This is a genomic window from Nonomuraea phyllanthi, assembly GCF_006334985.2.
Lineage (GTDB): Bacteria > Actinomycetota > Actinomycetes > Streptosporangiales > Streptosporangiaceae > Nonomuraea > Nonomuraea phyllanthi.
On record NZ_VDLX02000003.1, the window covers coordinates 300,551 to 316,788 of the forward strand.

Consider the following 16,238-nt stretch of genomic DNA (forward strand, 5'->3'; position numbering starts at 1 on the left):
ACAAATGAGGTGAGACGGGATGGCCAGGGCCGGACGGCCGCCGCAGGACCCGGCGCGCAGGCTGGAGCGGGCGCACGAGATCCTCGATGCCGCCGCGGAGCTGATCCTGCGGTGGGGCTACGACAAGACCACGATCGACGACGTGGCCAAGCGGGCGGGGGTCGCCAAGGGCACCATCTACCTGCACTGGAAGACGCGTGACGAGCTGTTCGCCGCGCTGCTGCGCCGCGAGCGCGTCCTCCTGCTCGAGGAGATCCGGGCGGGCGCGCCGGCCACGGTGAGCGAGCTGTTCGGGCGGTTCGCCGGCACGGCGCTGCGCCGGCCGCTGCTGCGCGCGGTCCTGCTCGGCGACTCCGAGGTGCTCGGCAAGCTCACCCGCATGAAGCGGCACAGCACGACCGGGCTGGAGCTGGGCGGCGCCTTCGGCGACTACATCGGGCGGCTGATCAAGCACGGCGCCGTGCGCGAGGAGCCGGGCGACCACGTGATGGTGATCACTTCCATCGTGTACGGGTTCGTCCACCTGCCCGACATGCTGCCCGACGAGGCCCGCCTGTCCGACGACCGGATCGCCGAGCTGGTGGCCGACACGGTGGAGCGGGCCATGAGCACGGGCCGCTCGCTGCCGGCGGAGGACGCGCGGGCCGTGGCGCGGGCGACCCTGGACTTCCTCGACGCCATGGAGGAGGTCGCCCGCGGCAAGCTCGCGGTCTCCCTGGGTACCGCGAAGGAGCGTGTGCGGTGAAACTGGTGCTGCCTCTCGACGACGCCGCGGCCGATCTGGACACCGTGGGCGGCAAGGGCGCCTCGCTGGCCCGGCTCGTCCGGGCGGGGCTGCCGGTGCCGGGCGGGTTCCACGTCACGACCGAGGCGTACCGCGCCTTCGTGGCGGCCTTCCGCGGCGAGATCGACGCGGGCGATCCCGAGCGCACGGCGGAGCTGTTCGCCCGCCACGAAATGCCCGGGGCCGTCGCCGAGGAGATCCTGCGGGCCTACCGGGCGCTCGGCGAGGAGGTCGCGGTGGCGGTACGCTCGTCGGCGACCGCCGAGGACCTGCCGGAGATGTCGTTCGCCGGGCAGCAGGACACCTACCTCAACGTGCGGGGCGACGGCCTGCTCGACGCGGTCAGGCGCTGCTGGGCCTCGCTGTGGAACGCCCGCGCCATCGCCTACCGCGAGCGGAACGGCGTGCCGCACGACGGCGTGGCGCTGGCGGTGGTGGTGCAGGAGTTGGTGGACGCGGACGCGGCCGGCGTCATGTTCACCGCCGATCCGGTCACCGGCGCTCGCGACCAGACGGTCGTCAACGCCGCCTGGGGGCTGGGCGAGGCGGTGGTCGGCGGCCAGGTCACCCCGGACACGGTCGTGGTCTCGGGCGGCGCGGTCATCCGCTCCCAGACGGGCGACAAGACGGTCATGACCGTACGCACCCCCACTGGCACCGAGGAGCGGCCCGTCCCCGACGAGCTGCGCCGCGCGCCCGTGCTGGACGAGGCGCAGGCGGTGGAGCTGGCCGCGATCGGCGCCCGGGTGCGGGAGCTGTACGGCGTGCCGATGGACGTGGAGTGGGCCAGGCACGACGGCGCGTTCGCCGTGCTGCAGGCCCGCCCGATCACCGGCCTCAAGGCGCAGGTCGAGGAGTGGAACGACAGCCTCAAGGGCGACTACCTGTGGACCGGCGGCAACCTGGGCGAGGCCATCCCCGACGTGATGACGCCGATGACGTGGTCGTTCGTGCGCCTGTTCATCAACGAGGCCATGTCGGCGGCCGCCCTGCCCGGGTTCGACCTCGTGGGCAACATCGGCGGCCGGTTCTACATGAACCTCAGCGTCGTCCACTCCATCGCCGTGGCCATGGGCATGCGCGGCAGGCTCAGCGCGGTCGACCAGGTCTTCGGCAAGCTGCCGCCGGGGCTCGACGTCCCGATGCTGCCGGTGTCACGCTGGGAGATCATCAAGCGGACCCTGCCCATGGCGATCGGCATCCAGCGCCGCGTGCGCCGAAACCTCAAGGACATGCACGCGTTCCTGGCCACCGCGCGGCGCCGCTGCGAGGAACTGCACGCCGCGATCGCCGCCACCGGCTCCGGCCCCGAGCTGGCCGCCCTGTACGAGCGCGAGATCGAGCCCCACATGGTCACCTCGTCCCGCATGCTGGAGGCCGCCGGCCGGCAGGGCGGCGCGACCCTGGTGTGGACCCGCGACAAGCTGCGCAAGTTGATGGGCCCCGTGGACGCCGAGGCCATGCTCACCGGCGTCAACGCCGACGGCGAGCTGGCCAGCATGGGCCTGCTCATGGGCCTGTCCAGGCTCGCCCGTGGCGAGATCACCCGCGACGAGTTCGCCCGCGCGTACGGGCATCGCGGCCCCCACGAGTTCGAGGTGTCGATCCCGCGCCCCGGCGAGGACCCCGGCTGGATCGACGCCCAGCTCGCCGGCCTGCGCGACCTGACGGCCGGCACCGAGGCGCTGCTGGCGCGGCAGGAGAAAGCCAGGGAGGCAGCCTGGGTGCGCTTCGCCGAGCGCTACCCGGGCAAGGAGGCCACGATGCGGGACAGGGTCCGGCGGTGGAACGCGGTCGTGCGCGACCGCGAGTCCGCCCGCTCGGAGAACATCCGCGTCTTCTGGGTCCTGCGGGCGTACGTCCAGCGCGCGGGAGAGCTCACCGGCCACGGCGGCGACCTGTTCCACCTCCACCACGACGAGCTGCTCGACCTGCTGCGCGGCGATCCGTCCGCGCTGGAGCGGGTGCCGGTGCGGCGGGCCACCTACGAGCAGTACGCCGCGCTGCCGCCCTACCCCACGCTGATCGTCGGCCGCTTCGACCCCGTGCGCTGGGCCGCCGACCCCGGCCGGCGGGCCGACCTGTACGACGCCCGGGGAACCACGGTCCCGCTCTCCGACACCGTGACCGGCTTCCCCGGCGCGCCCGGCGTCGTGGAGGGCACCGTCCGCGTGATCGGCGGACCGGAGGACGGCGACCGCCTCCAGGAGGGCGAGATCCTGGTCACGACGCTGACGAACGTCGGCTGGACCCCGATGTTCCCGCGCGCCGCCGCCGTGGTGACCGACATGGGCGCCCCGCTCTCGCACGCCTCCATCGTGGCGCGCGAGCTCGGCATCCCGGCCGTGGTCGGCACCGGCAACGCGACCATGCGGCTGCATGACGGCGACCGGATCAGGGTGGACGGCGAGCGGGGCACGGTCGAGTTGCTTCGGTGAAAAGACTCCGCCAAGTCGATCGCCTCGCCGGGTGGCGTGCGATGACCTTGATGTCCATGATCGAATGGTGGACTTCGGAGAACGAACGCGAGCTCGAAGCGCGCTGCGCCCGCTTCAGGATCGCCAAACTGGCCCTGGACCGCGGTGACATCGAGCCGCCCGGCCCGATGCCCGGCCCGGTGAACGGCTCGATGCCCGGCCCGGTGAACGGCTCGGTGAACGGCCCTCTCAACGGCCCTGTCGGCGGCGCGGTCGAGCCCGATCCGGCGGGCCGGCCTCGACCGGCTCAGTGGCCGGTGGGAGTGAAGAGCACGAACGGTATGCGCAGGCCCACCTCGCGGTAGTCCGCCAGGCTGCCGTCCACCCCGAAGCCCATGATCTTGCAGAGCCGGCGGGCGGCGGCCGGGTGGCGCGGCGCGTAGCGGGCCATGAGCTCGGCGCCCTCCTCGCTCTCCAGCGGCACGGCCGTCACCTGCACGGTCCGGCCTCCGACCTGGATGGTGACCTCGGGGGTCTTCATGACGTTCTGGTACCAGTCGGCGCGCCTGCCGAAGCCGGAGGCCGCGATGTAGCCGCGCGCGGTGCGCTCGACGACCTCGATGACGGCCTGGCGCGGCTTGCCGGAGACGCGGCCGACGTGGTTGAGCAGCATGACACGGCTGCCCATCAGCCTGCCGAGGCCCACGCGGTAGAGGTGGATGGGCAGCCGCCAGAGCAGCCGGCTGATCCCGGTGGGCGGATCGGGCTTCTTGATGATCTCCACGGGGTCGGTCCTTTCAGAGTCCGAGCATGGTCCGCAGTGGCCCGGCCATCGCCGCCAGGTCGAAGTCGGGGTCGAGCGCGCGGTGGAGCAGCATGCCGTCGACAGACGCCGCCAGCATCGTGGCCGCCCCCAGCGCGTCCTCGCCCCGGTAGCCCCGCTCCGTCAGCCACGACGCCACCCGCGCCCGGAACGTGACGAGCTGCTCCCGCAGCCGCACGCGCAGCTCGGGCACCCGCGTCGAGGCCAGGAACATCTCGACGACCAGCAGCGACGCCGGGTCCGTGCCGCTGTAGCGGGACAGCTCGCCGAGCATCCAGTCGACGCCCTCGCCGATCTCGGCCCGCGCGGCCAGCTCCGCGGCGAAGCCGTCGAGCAGGTCGCCGGTGAAGCCGAGCCCGGCGGCGACGAGCAGGTCGGTCACGGAGGGGAAGTGGTAGTGCACGACACCGGGCGCCACCCCGGCCCGCTCGGCGACCAGCCGCGTGCTGACGCCGCCCCAACCGACCTCGGACACGAGGGCCACGGCTGCGTCGAGCAGCCGCTGTCTGGTCGCCTTCCCGCGCTGGGCGGAGGCATGTGCCATGGCCGGCAGCCTTTCTGGACGATCGACTTGGGCAACTGTCCAAATAGTACACCACCTCGTGCTCGTGACCGGGCATCGCGGCTGGGCACGTGAACGGGGGGAGGCAGCCGAGTGCTTGACGTACCAGGTCAAGCGCTTGATGCCGAACGTCAAGCAGTCGCGAGGAGCACCGTTGAACACCAGGACGCATCTCACCGACCTCGTCGAGGACCTCAAGCGGGTCGTCGGCGCGCGCCTGCTCGACCCGCTCGACATCCTGTTCGGGACGGGGGCGGAGCTGCGCGAGCGGCTGGACGTGTACGCGCGGCAGTGGGCCGAGAGCCTGCTGGGCGAGGACGACCAGGCCGCCGCGTTCACCGCGGTCCGTTTGGTGCGCGCGCTCTACCCGAGCGACACGCCGTTCGACCCGCCGGTCGCGTGGTGGGGCACGCCGTTCGGGCGGGCCGTCTTCAGGAGGGCGGGCCATCCGTCCGCGTCGGCCGTGCCGCTGTCCGTGGCGGCGGCCGTGCTCGGCATCACCCGCCAGGGCGTGCACGATCTGACCGTACGCGGCAAGCTCATGCGCGATCCGGCCGGCGGTGTCACCGTCGATTCCGTACGCGCCCGGCTCGCCTCGCGCACCTGACACCCCGGCCCGAGAGGACCCGCACGGCCGGCCGTCGGGTATGGCGCGAGGCGACGTCCCGGGTCAGCCGCCGACGTGGATGCCCGGCCGCCGCGCCGGGTCGGGCTCGCTCTGGCGGATGATCTCGCGCGTGACCGGCGCCGTGTCGCCGCGCCCCAGGATGAGGTAGCGGAACAGGTGCACGAGCGGCGAGCCCTCCGCCCACGCGAAGTAGCAGTGCGGCCGGACCCCGGTGGCGTCGCGCAGGGCCAGCAGGATGGCGGCGATGGCGTTGGGCACGGCCGGGCTCTCCGCGCGCAGCACGCGATGGCCTCCCACCGACACGCCGCTCACGCGCAGCACGTTGCTGAACTCGGACGGGTCGATGACCGAGACCTCCAGGAAGAGCACGTCGGCCCGCCCGGGAACCGGGTTCGTGCCGCGCTGCTCGGCCTCCTTGGCGGCGTACTCGGCCTGGTCGCCGGCCTGGCGGCGGTTGGCGATGATGTTGAGCGCGCCGTCGAACGCGATGGAGTCGGTGACGAACCGGCGCGCCGCCTCGTCGAACTCGATCCGGTCGGCCCGCAGTTCGGTCGTACGGGAGACGCGGGAGATCAGCGAGATGACCACGATGCCCAGGATGAACAGGCCGGAGATGGCGATGCCGTCCGGTTTCTCCCTGATGTTCTCCACCAGCGCGTAGAGCAGCACCACGGTGAGCACGGAGAAGCCGGTGGCAGCAGGCGCCCGGCCCGCGCGCAGCGACGCGATCGTCACCGCGACCGCGCCCGAGACCATCATGGCGAGGATGCCGGTGGCGTACGCGCCTGCCTGGGCGTTCACGTCGGCGTCGAAGGCGATGGTGAGCGCGACGGAGATGCCCGTGTAGACCAGCACCACGGGCCGCACCGCGCGGCCCCAGTCGGGCGCCATGCCGTAGGCGGGCAGGTAGCGCGGCACGATGTTGATCAGGCCGGCCATCGCCGACGCCCCGGCGAACCACAGGATGAGGATCGTGCTGATGTCGTACGCCGTGCCGAACACCTCGCCGAGCCGGACGTGCGCGAGGTAGGCCAGCGCCCTGCCGTTGGCCGCGCCGCCCGGCCTGAACTCCTCAGCCGGGATGAGCACCGTGGTCACGAAGCTGGTCGCGATCAGGTAGCCGCTCATGATCAGCGCGGCGGAGGTCAGCAGCTTGCGCGTGTTGGCGATGCGCGCGGCCAGCCGCAGCTCGCGGGTCTCGCCCCGGGCGGCCACCAGCGGCATCATGCTGACGCCCGTCTCGAACCCCGACAGTCCCAGCACCAGCAGCGGGAACGCCAGGACCGCCGGCCCGAGGACGCCGGTGAACCCGCCCGTCCCGCTTGTCAGCGCCTCCGTCCACCGGGACCACGCCTCCGGGGACGAGACGACGTCCGCCAGCCCGACGGCGACGACGACCGCGTTCAGGATCAGGAAGACCGCGACGAGCGGGACCGCCACGCCGACCGCCTCCCTGAAGCCGAGCAGGAACACCCCGCCCAGCACCAGCAGCAGCACCACGGTCAGGAGCACCTCGTGGCCGTGCAGGAAGGCCGGGAAGTACGGGTTCTCGACGACGTGCACGGACGCGTCCGCGCCCGAGAGGGTGATCGTGATGATCCAGGACGTCGCCACGAACCCCAGCAGCACGAGGACGAACAGCTTGCCCCACCAGAACGGCAGCAGCCGCTCCAGCATCGCCACGGACCCCTGCCCGTGCGGGCTCTCCCTGGCCACCCGCCGGTACATCGGCAGCATGCCGAGCAGCGTCAGCGCGACGATGAGCAGCGTGGCCAGCGGAGACAGCGCGCCGGCCGCCAGCGCGGCGATGCCGGGCAGGTAGGCCAGCGTCGAGAAGTAGTCGACGCCGGTCAGGCACATGACCTTCCACCACGGCTGCGGCTCGGCGTCCGCCTCCGTCGTCTCCGGCCCGGTCGGCTGCACCCGCAGCCGCAGCAGCCAGCGCGCCAGGGCGTTGGACGGAGGCACCGGACGGGTGGGGCTGTCCACGGACGCCGGGATCGCGAGCCCACCGCTACCGCTCACGGGCCCATCCTCTCTCCTCGAGAACGGGCACCACCCTAGAGGGTCTGTGCAGCTGAGCCCGCGACCCCCCTTGGCGATCCCTTTTATAGTGTTTTGGGCGGTTTCACTATCCTGTGAGGAAGGGATCCGGACGGAAACCGAGGCACTCTCATGCCCGACCGCATATGGAAGAAATCCCGTCGATACCGGTACCGGAACCGAGACGACAAGAACGGCGGCCGGACCTCCGGCCGACAGGAGCGGAACCCGTCGCCGGAGCAGCACCCGTCGCCGGAGCGGCGCCCGTCGCCGGCACCGGAACAGCATGACGAGGCGGCGCTGAGCCAGGAGCCGTTGAGCTCCGAGCCGGACGTCTACCTGGACGTTCCCATCGTCAAGGTGGACGAGATCCACCTGGAGGTGAACGACCTGCGGGCGCGGGTGTCGCTGAGCGCCGAGGTGCTCGACCTGCTCCGGCTCAACGTCGGCGCCGACGTGGTGCTCGGGCGCGTGGCCCTGGACATCAAAGGGGTCGAGGCACAGGCGCAGCTCAAGGTACGGCTCCACAACGTCGCTCTGATCCTCGACCGGGTGCTGAGGACCATCGACCGGAACCCGCAGATACTCGAGCACGTGACGCGCGGCCTGGAGTCCACCCTCCGCGACGTCGGAAGCGGCGCCGGCCAGGCGGTCGGCGACATCGGCCGGGGCACCGGGGAAGCCGTGGAACGGGTCGGCGCGGGCGCCGAGGGCGCCGTCCAGGACCTCGGCAGGGGCGCCGGACGAGCGGTGGAGGACCTCGGCCATGGCACGGGGGAGGCCGTGGGTGAAGTGGGTCGCGGGACAGGAGCGGCGGCCCGCGAACTCGGGAAGGGAACCGGCCGGGCCGTGGAGGACGTCGGCGCGGGGGCCGGTCAGGTCGTGCAGGATGTCGGCGCGGGGGCCGGTCGGGCTGTGGAGGACGTCGGCGAAGAGGCCGGGCAGGCTGTGGGCGATGTCGGCGAGGAGACCGGCCGGGCCGTGGGCGATGTCGGCGAGGGGGCCGGTGAGGTCATGGAGGACGTCGGCGAGGAAGTGGGGGAGACGGCGGGCGCCGCCGGTGGCGCAGTCCGGGGTACGGCCCGGCGCACGGCAGGCGGTGCTGAGGAGGCACCCGAGCGCGTGCGGAGAAGGGAACCCGAGCGCGTGCCGAAGAGGACGACGGGACGAGCCGAACGACCCGAGCGTGGCGAGCGGGCGGAACGGGGCGAGCGAGCTGGGCGCGGCGAGGGCGGCGAGCGGGCGGAACGGGCCGAGCGGGGCGAGCGAGAGGGCAGGCCGGTCCGGCGCCGCACCGAAGAGGACCGTTACGACCGGCCGAAGCGCCCGGTGCGCCGATCGGACAGCCCCCGATGAGCGCCCGCAGCCCAGCGCCCCGAGACCCGGCGGCTCAGGAAGAGGCGCGCCGTGAGACAGCACCCGGTGAGTCGACGCATCGTAAGTCCACGGCTCGCAAGCCGCCGTCTCGCAAGACGGCTCCTCCCAAGCCGGCGCCCGACGAACCGATGGCCCCTGAACCGATGGCCCCTGAACCGATGGCCCACGAATCGGTGCCTCCTGAGCCGGTCGACATCGAGCTGACCGCCACCGTGCGGGCCGATGAGATGTGCTTCGGGGAGGAGCCCAGGACGCACGTCGGGTTCGACGGCCATCCCGGCCACGAGTCCCGGTCCGGCAGCGACCGGGTCAACCTGCCGGACCGCGTGGCGAAGGGCGTGACCTACCGGCAGGTCCAGGTCCACTACGCGCTCGAGTCCAGGCTCACCCTTCCCGGCGACGACTGAGCCACGCGACCGGCACGCCGCAAAATCGGTTGCCCGCCATGGCGGCGCTCTGGTGTGCTGGCCGGGAGATTTGGGCGACCAGAGGAGCAAGGAATGCGAACGACGTTCATGTCCCAGCAGGAAGGAAGAGACGGTCAACCAAAGGACATGACGTTTGTTGCGCACGCTCAACTTGGGAATTCTGGCTCATGTAGACGCGGGTAAGACCAGCCTGACCGAGCGGCTCCTCTATGCCGCCGGGGTCATCGACGAGGTCGGCAGCGTCGATGACGGTAACACCCAGACCGACTCGCTGGCCCTGGAGCGCCGGCGCGGCATCACGATCAAGTCGGCGGTGGTGTCGTTCGTCATCGGGGAGACGACGGTCAACCTGATCGACACGCCCGGCCATCCCGACTTCATCGCCGAGGTCGAGCGGGTGCTCGGCGTGCTCGACGGAGCCGTGCTGGTCGTCTCGGCCGTGGAGGGCGTACAGGCCCAGACCCGCGTGCTCATGCGCACGTTGCGGCGGCTCGGCATCCCCACCCTCGTCTTCGTGAACAAGATCGACCGCAGTGGCGCCCGCTATGACGGGATATTGCGGGAGATGTCGGCGAAGTTGCCCGTTGCCCCCGTCGCCATGGGGTCCACCACCGGGCTCGGCACGAGCACCGCCGACTTCCGGCCGTTCGACGGCGAGCCCGGCTTCGCCGAGAAGCTCCTGGACGTGCTGGCCGAGCACGATGACGAGCTGCTGGCCGCGTACGTGGCCGGCGACGAGATCCCGTACCCCCGGATCCGCGCCGAGCTGGTGGCGCAGACGGGCCGGTCGCTGGCGCACCCGGTGTTCTTCGGCTCGGCGATCACCGGGGCGGGCGTGGACGCGCTCATGGCCGGGATCGAGCGGCTGCTCCCGTCCGCCCAGGGTGACCCGGACGGGCCGGTCTCGGGGACCGTCTTCAAGGTCGAGCGCGGCCAGGCGGGGGAGAAGATCGCGTACGTGCGGATGTTCTCCGGCACGCTGCGCACCCGCGAGAGCCTGGGCTTCGGCGACGGCCGCGACGGCCGCGACGGCCGCGAGGGCCGCGAGGGCCGCGAGGGCCGCGAGGGGAAGGTCACGGCGATCAGCGTGTTCGAGAGGGGCACGGCGGTACGCGCGCCGCAGGTCGTCGCGGGCCGGATCGCCCGGATCTGGGGCCTGACCGACGTCCGCATCGGCGACACCATCGCCCCGCCCGGCGGCACCACCGCTCGGCCAGGCGGCGCCATCGCCCGGTCCGGAGGGCGGTCCGACGCCGACATCGTCCGGGCCGAAGGGCCCCCCGGCCCCGACATCGTCCGGGCCGGCGGGCGGTCCGGTGGCAGCGTCGGCCGGGCCGGCCGGGCCGGGTCGGGCGGGCACTTCGCGCCGCCGACTCTGGAGACGGTCGTGGTGCCGCGCCGCCCCTCCGACAAGGGCGCGCTGCACCTGGCGCTCGCCCAGCTCGCCGAGCAGGACCCGCTGATCGGCCTGCGCCAGGACGACCTGCGGCAGGAGGTCTCGGTCTCCCTCTACGGCGAGGTGCAGAAGGAGGTCGTCCAGGACACGCTCATGAACGACTTCGGCCTCGACGTCACCTTCCGCGAGACCACCACGATCTACGTCGAGCGCCCCATCGGCACGGGCGCGGCGTTCGAGCTGATCGCCAAGGATCCCAACCCGTTCCTCGCGACCGTGGGCCTGCGCGTCGAGCCGGGCCCGGCGGGCGGCGGGACGGAGTTCCGGCTGGAGGTGGAGCTGGGCTCGCTGCCGTACGCGTTCATGCGGACCATCGAGGAGACCGTGCGCGAGACGCTCGGACAGGGCCTGTACGGCTGGCAGGTCGAGGACTGCGCGGTCACGCTGACCCATTCGGGGTACTTCGCCAGGCAGAGCCACTCGGGCGGCGTGTTCGACAAGAGCATGTCGAGCACGGCCGGCGACTTCCGCAACCTCACCCCGCTGGTCCTGATGAGCGCGCTGCGGCGGGCCGGGACCAGGGTGTTCGAGCCGATGCACCGCTTCCGGCTGGAGCTGCCCGCCGACGCGCTCGGTCCGGTGCTGCCCGTGCTGGCCCGGCTGGGCGCGGTCCCGTGGAGCCGGACGCCGGGCCTGGTGGAGGGCGAGATCCCGGCGGCGCGGGTGCGCGAGCTGGAGCTGCGGCTGCCCGGCCTGACGCGCGGGGAGGGCGTGCTGGAGTACGAGTTCCACCGCTACCAGCCCGTACGCGGCCCGGCGCCGGAGCGGCCGCGCACCGACCACAACCCGCTCAACAGGAAGGAGTACCTCCTGCACGTGGTGCGCAGGGTCTAGGCGTGGACGGGACGGAGGGCGTGATGAACGTTTCATGCCCTCCGAAATCCTTTTCGATGAGATCAAACTGTAATCAGACACTCACGGGCTGATCAGCGTGGGCGTGTCCGGAGAGAAGCAGGTCGGAGGCGTTGTAAGCCGACGCCGTAGCCGATTGACAGGCCCGCCCGGCCGGTTTACGGTCCCGAAAACCTTTTAGGTAGGCGGCGTCTCTGCCTGTTAACGCTAACAAGAGGACGCCGCCGGACTGCAAGGAGCGGACCCCCATGAGACGACGCTGGGCGGCGGCCCTCACCGCGGCACTCGTGCTCATCCTCGGCACCGCCGCGCCCGCACTGGCGGGCGCGCCGATCACCACCGCGATCTACACGGCCGACCCGGCCGCGCTGGTCGTGGGCGACACCCTGTACCTCTACACCGGCCACGACGAGGCCCCGCCTGGCGGCACGAACTTCGTCATGCGCGACTGGCACGTCTTCACCTCCACCGACGCCACCACGTTCACCGACCAGGGCGCCAAGCTCTCGATCTCGAACTTCTCCTGGGCGGGCGCCGACGCCTGGGCGGGCGAGGTCGAGCGCGGCGCCGACGGCAGGTACTACTGGTACGTCCCCGTCAACGGCAACGGCCCCGGCTGGATGGACATCGGCGTGGCCGTCGGCGACAGCCCGCTCGGCCCGTTCCACGACGCCAGGGGCGGGCCGCTGATCAGCGACAGCACCCCCAACTCCTCGCCGCTCAACATCGACCCGACCGTCTTCACCGACGACGACGGCCAGGTCTACATGTACTGGGGCTCCTACTACGGCCTGCGCGCCGTCAGGCTCAACGCCGACATGACCTCCACCCAGGGCTCGGTCATCACCCCGAGCGGCGTGTCGAACTTCTGGGAGGCGCCCTGGATGTTCAAGCGCGACGGCGTCTACTACCTCGCCTACGCGGCCAACGACTCGGCCTGCTCCTCGCCCGGCCACGCCTGCATCCGCTACGCCACCGCGAGCAACCCGCTCGGCCCGTGGACGCACCGCGGTGTCGTGCTCGACGAGGTCAGCTCGACCACCAACCACCCGGCGATCATCGAGTACAAGGGCCAGTGGTACATGGTCTACCACAACGCCGCGGCTCCCGGCGGGGGCGACTTCCGCCGCTCGGTGACCATCGACAAGCTCTCCTTCAACGCCGACGGCACCATGCGGAAGGTCGTCCAGACCGGCGGCCCCACCACGCCGGGCAACCTGGCCACGAGCGCGACGCCGTACACCTCCTACGTCTCGCCGTGGGAGACGCTCGCCGCGATCAACGACGGCTACACCCCGGCGAGCTCGGCCGACCACAGCCACGGCGCCTACGGCAACTGGGACCACCAGGGCACCGAGTGGATCGAGTACCGCTGGCCGAGCGCGCAGACGGTCTCCAGGTCCGAGGTGTACTGGTTCGACGACGACCTCGGCATCGACCTTCCGGCCTCGTGCCGGGTGCAGTACTGGAACGGCGGCGCGTACGTCGACGTGCCCGGCCAGTCCGGCTGCGGCACGGCGGCCGGCAGGTTCAACGCCACGACGTTCACCCCGGTCAGCACGACCCGGCTGCGTCTGTCCATCACCTCGAAGTCCGGCTACTCGACCGGCGTGCTCGAATGGAGGGCCTTCTCGTGAAACGCGTCCTGGCCGCCCTGCTCCTCGTCATGGGGCTGGTGGCGTTACCCGCCCACGCCGACCAGACCATCGGCTATCCCACGTTCTCCGGACCCGCCGTCCCGGCGCCTCCCGCGTCGTACACGACCGGCGACATGATGCGGGCCATCTACGACGCCGAGAGCTCCGGCACCGACTTCTGGATGGACCGGCTGCTGGCCCGCTCGGGCAACGACCCGGCCGGCACGTGGCTCATGTCGCGCGGGCGGGCGCTGTTCATGAAGACGCACAACCCGGGGACGCTCGGCTTCGCGGGGCAGGTGGCGTACTGGGAGAGCATCAGCAACAACAACGCCTTTACCGTCTCGGTCAGCCCCGGCAGCTTCACCGAGCAGGTCGGCTCGCGCTGGCAGGCGCCCAGCCACTGGAAGAGCCGGCACACCAGCGGCTCGATCACCATCAACCAGACGAAGTTCATCACCGAGAACAACGTGGCCGTGGCCAACCTCGCCATCACCAACGGCGGCTCCGGCTCCACCACGCTGCAGCTGCGGGTCACCTCGCCGTACGCCACCTCCGGCAGCGGCGACGAGCTGACCGGCCAGGTGAACGCCTACAACAACCTCACCACGATCTACCCGAGGCTCACCGGCGACGGGTTCACGGCCTCCAGCGGCGGCCTCAACCGGTCCGTCACGGTCGGCGCCGGGGCGACGGTCACCGTGAAGGTCGTCATGGGCTTCGTCACGAACGAGATCCCGGCCTCCCGCACCGAGTACGACGCCTACGCCGGCTACAGCCCGGCCACCGCGTTCGCCACGCACGTGCGCGCCTACAACAAGTGGTGGGCCGACAACGTCCCCTACATCGACGTGCCCGAGCCGGCCATCAAGAAGAACATCTACTACCGCTGGTGGCTGATGCGCTTCAACCACCTCGACGCGGACATCCCCGGGCAGACGTTCCAGTTCCCCACCTCCGTCGAGGGCGCTCTGGGCTACAACAACGCGATCGCGCTGACCCAGCCCATGCACATCGACGACCTCAAGTACCTGCGTGACCCGATCTACGCCTACGGCGACTGGCTGAGCGTCGGCCAGATCTCCAAGAACGGCCGCTTCCTCGACAACCCGGGCGATCCGGAAAACTGGTCGAACAGCTACACGCAGTACATCGCCGAGGCGGCCTGGAAGAGCTACCAGATCCACGGCGGCCAGCCGGCCATCGCCGCGAACCTGGCCCATTACGCCGAGCAGGACGTCAAGGGCCAGCTCTCCTACTACGACACGGACAACAACAAGCTCATCGAGTACGACTGGGGCGCCCTGACCGGCAACGACGCCGACGCGGTGTCGTTCCACTGGAAGCCGGGGCGCATGGACCGGGCCGAGTCCGCCTACCAGTACAGCGGGGCGCTGGCCGCCGCGCAGGCGTACGAGGCGAGCGGCAACACCGCCAAGGCCAACGAGATGCGCACGCTGGCCACGCAGATCAAGAACGCCATCGTGGACGTGCTGTGGAACCCGAACCGGCAGCTGTTCGAGCACCGGCTGAAGTCCACCAACGAATGGGTGCCGTGGAAGGAGATCAACAACTACTACCCGTTCGCCGTCGGCGCGATCCCGAACACGTCCACGTACAAGCAGGCCCTGCGTCTCTTCGACGATCCGGCGCAGTACCCGATCTTCCCCTTCTACACCGCCAACCAGGCCGACAAGGCGGCCTCGGGCACCGGCAGCAACAACTTCTCCACGATCAACTCCACCGTGCAGTTCCGCCTGCTCTCCTCGGTGCTGCGGAACTACCCCAACGAGTGGATCGACGCGACCTGGTACAAGAAGCTGCTCTACTGGAACGCCTGGGCGCAGTACGTCAACGGCAACACGCAGTGGCCGGACGCCAACGAGTTCTGGGCCGACTGGAACGGCTCCTCGATCACCTACCGCTCGTGGATCCACCACAACATCCTCGGCAGCTCCAACTGGACCGTGATCGAGGACGTCGCCGGGCTGCGGCCGCGCGACGACGCCAAGGTGGAGCTCTCGCCGATCGACATCGGCTGGTCCCACTTCACCGTCAACAACCTGCGCTACCGCGACGCCGACCTGACCATCGTCTGGGACGACCCGGACGACGGCGTCGTGCGCTACCCCGGAGTGCCCCAGGGCTACTCCATCTACGTCAACGGCAGCCGGGCGGCCACGGTGTCGTCGCTGGTGCCGTTCACCTGGGACCCGGCCACCGGCAACGTCACCACCAGCGGGAGCGTCACGTACCACGTGGCCGTGCCGGGGCTGAAGTCGCCCACGCAGGTCACGCAGGACAGCGATCGCATGGTCGACATGCTGGCCAAGGCGGGCGTCGACCTGACCGCCGACCTGACGAACCTGGCCTCCGGTGCCACCGCGACGGCCTCCAGCACCGCCTCGGGCAGCTCCACGTCGGGCGCCAAGGACGGGTTCCCGACCAACGAGCCGTTCTGGGGCGGCACCTCCACGGGCCAGGACTGGTACGAGCTGAACTTCGGCACCGCGCGGACGCTCAACGAGGTGCGGCTCTACTTCAAGGACAGCCGGCCGGCCAGCGGCACCTACCGCGCGCCCGCGTCGTACGACATCCAGTACCACAACGGCAGCTCCTGGGTGAGCGTGCCGAGCCAGGCGAGGACGCCGTCCGCGCCGCGGGCCAACTACAACCTGGTGCGCTTCCCCGCGATCACCGCGCAGCGGGTGCGGGTGCTGGCCACCGCCTCCGGCGCCAGGACGGGGCTCACCGAGATCAAGGTCTACAACCGGGGCGGCGTGCAGCCGCCTGACAACCTGGCGTCGTCGGCCACGCCGTCGGCGTCCTACACCTCGCCGTGGGAGAGCGTGGCCGCGGTCAACGACGGGATCGACCCGCCGTCGTCCAACGACACGGTCAACCCGCGCTGGGGCTGCTGGCCGGAGACCGGGCAGCAGTGGGTGGACCTGACCTGGTCCTCGGCGCGGACGCTGAACCGGGCCGAGGTGTACTTCTTCGACGACGACCAGGGCATCGACATGCCGGCGTCGTGGAAGCTGCAGTATTGGAACGGCAGCGCGTACGTGGACGTGCCGGGCGCGTCGGCGTACACGCTGACCAAGAACGCCTACAACGCGGTGACCTTCACCGCCACGAGCACCACGCGACTGCGGGTGGTGCTCAACGGGAACGGCGGCAGTTCCGTCGGCCTCCTGGAGGTCAGGGCCTACGGAACCTGACGCCCGGGCC

11 protein-coding genes are annotated in these 16,238 nt (G+C 71.1%); 8 read left to right on the top strand and 3 right to left on the bottom strand.

Annotated elements, in window-relative coordinates:
- Positions 1 to 19: 19 nt before the first annotated feature.
- Positions 20 to 745, top strand: coding sequence for a TetR/AcrR family transcriptional regulator (locus tag FH608_RS10355; RefSeq protein ID WP_139630203.1), 726 nt, complete (start codon positions 20 to 22; stop codon positions 743 to 745).
- Positions 742 to 3,222 (top strand): PEP/pyruvate-binding domain-containing protein, encoded by a 2,481-nt coding sequence (locus FH608_RS10360; protein WP_139630204.1) that lies wholly within the window; start codon positions 742 to 744, stop codon positions 3,220 to 3,222. The genes FH608_RS10355 and FH608_RS10360 overlap by 4 nt, the downstream gene beginning before the upstream one ends.
- Before the next feature lie 286 nt (positions 3,223 to 3,508).
- Here the strand turns inward: FH608_RS10360 and FH608_RS10365 are convergent, their stop codons facing one another.
- The gene (locus tag FH608_RS10365) at positions 3,509 to 3,985 is read right to left on the bottom strand and encodes a nitroreductase family deazaflavin-dependent oxidoreductase (RefSeq protein ID WP_139630205.1); all 477 of its coding nucleotides are present in this window, start codon (positions 3,983 to 3,985) and stop codon (positions 3,509 to 3,511) included.
- A 13-nt stretch (positions 3,986 to 3,998) separates the two neighbouring features.
- On the bottom strand, positions 3,999 to 4,568 hold the full coding sequence (locus tag FH608_RS10370; RefSeq protein ID WP_139630206.1) for a TetR/AcrR family transcriptional regulator: 570 nt from the start codon (positions 4,566 to 4,568) through the stop codon (positions 3,999 to 4,001).
- 172 nt (positions 4,569 to 4,740) lie between these two features.
- Between FH608_RS10370 and FH608_RS10375 the strand changes: the two genes are divergently transcribed.
- Entirely contained in the window at positions 4,741 to 5,193 is a 453-nt protein-coding gene (locus tag FH608_RS10375; protein ID WP_226899247.1) for a hypothetical protein, read from the top strand.
- Positions 5,194 to 5,256: 63 nt separating this feature from the next.
- On the opposite strand, the gene FH608_RS10380 is transcribed toward FH608_RS10375, so the two are convergent.
- The gene (locus FH608_RS10380; protein ID WP_139630207.1) at positions 5,257 to 7,239 is read right to left on the bottom strand and encodes an APC family permease; all 1,983 of its coding nucleotides are present in this window, start codon (positions 7,237 to 7,239) and stop codon (positions 5,257 to 5,259) included.
- Between the two features lie 333 nt (positions 7,240 to 7,572).
- Here FH608_RS10380 and FH608_RS51370 point away from each other — a divergent pair, with 333 nt between their 5' ends.
- The 5 genes from FH608_RS51370 (at position 7,573) to FH608_RS10405 (ending at position 16,228) form a co-directional block, all read left to right on the top strand.
- Entirely contained in the window at positions 7,573 to 8,613 is a 1,041-nt protein-coding gene (locus tag FH608_RS51370; protein WP_193318335.1) for a hypothetical protein, read from the top strand.
- Between the two features lie 179 nt (positions 8,614 to 8,792).
- Positions 8,793 to 9,041, top strand: a complete 249-nt coding sequence (locus tag FH608_RS10390; RefSeq protein ID WP_139630208.1) for a hypothetical protein — start codon at positions 8,793 to 8,795, stop codon at positions 9,039 to 9,041.
- Between the two features lie 154 nt (positions 9,042 to 9,195).
- On the top strand, positions 9,196 to 11,352 hold the full coding sequence (locus FH608_RS10395) for an elongation factor G (RefSeq protein WP_226899249.1): 2,157 nt from the start codon (positions 9,196 to 9,198) through the stop codon (positions 11,350 to 11,352).
- A gap of 266 nt (positions 11,353 to 11,618) precedes the next feature.
- A complete protein-coding gene (locus FH608_RS10400) occupies positions 11,619 to 13,007 on the top strand; it encodes a glycoside hydrolase family 43 protein (RefSeq protein WP_139630209.1) in 1,389 nt (462 codons plus the stop codon).
- Positions 13,004 to 16,228 carry a discoidin domain-containing protein gene (locus FH608_RS10405; RefSeq protein ID WP_226899250.1) on the top strand — a complete coding sequence of 1,075 codons (3,225 nt, stop codon included), beginning with the start codon at positions 13,004 to 13,006 and terminating at the stop codon, positions 16,226 to 16,228. The genes FH608_RS10400 and FH608_RS10405 overlap by 4 nt, the downstream gene beginning before the upstream one ends.
- Positions 16,229 to 16,238: the final 10 nt, after the last annotated feature.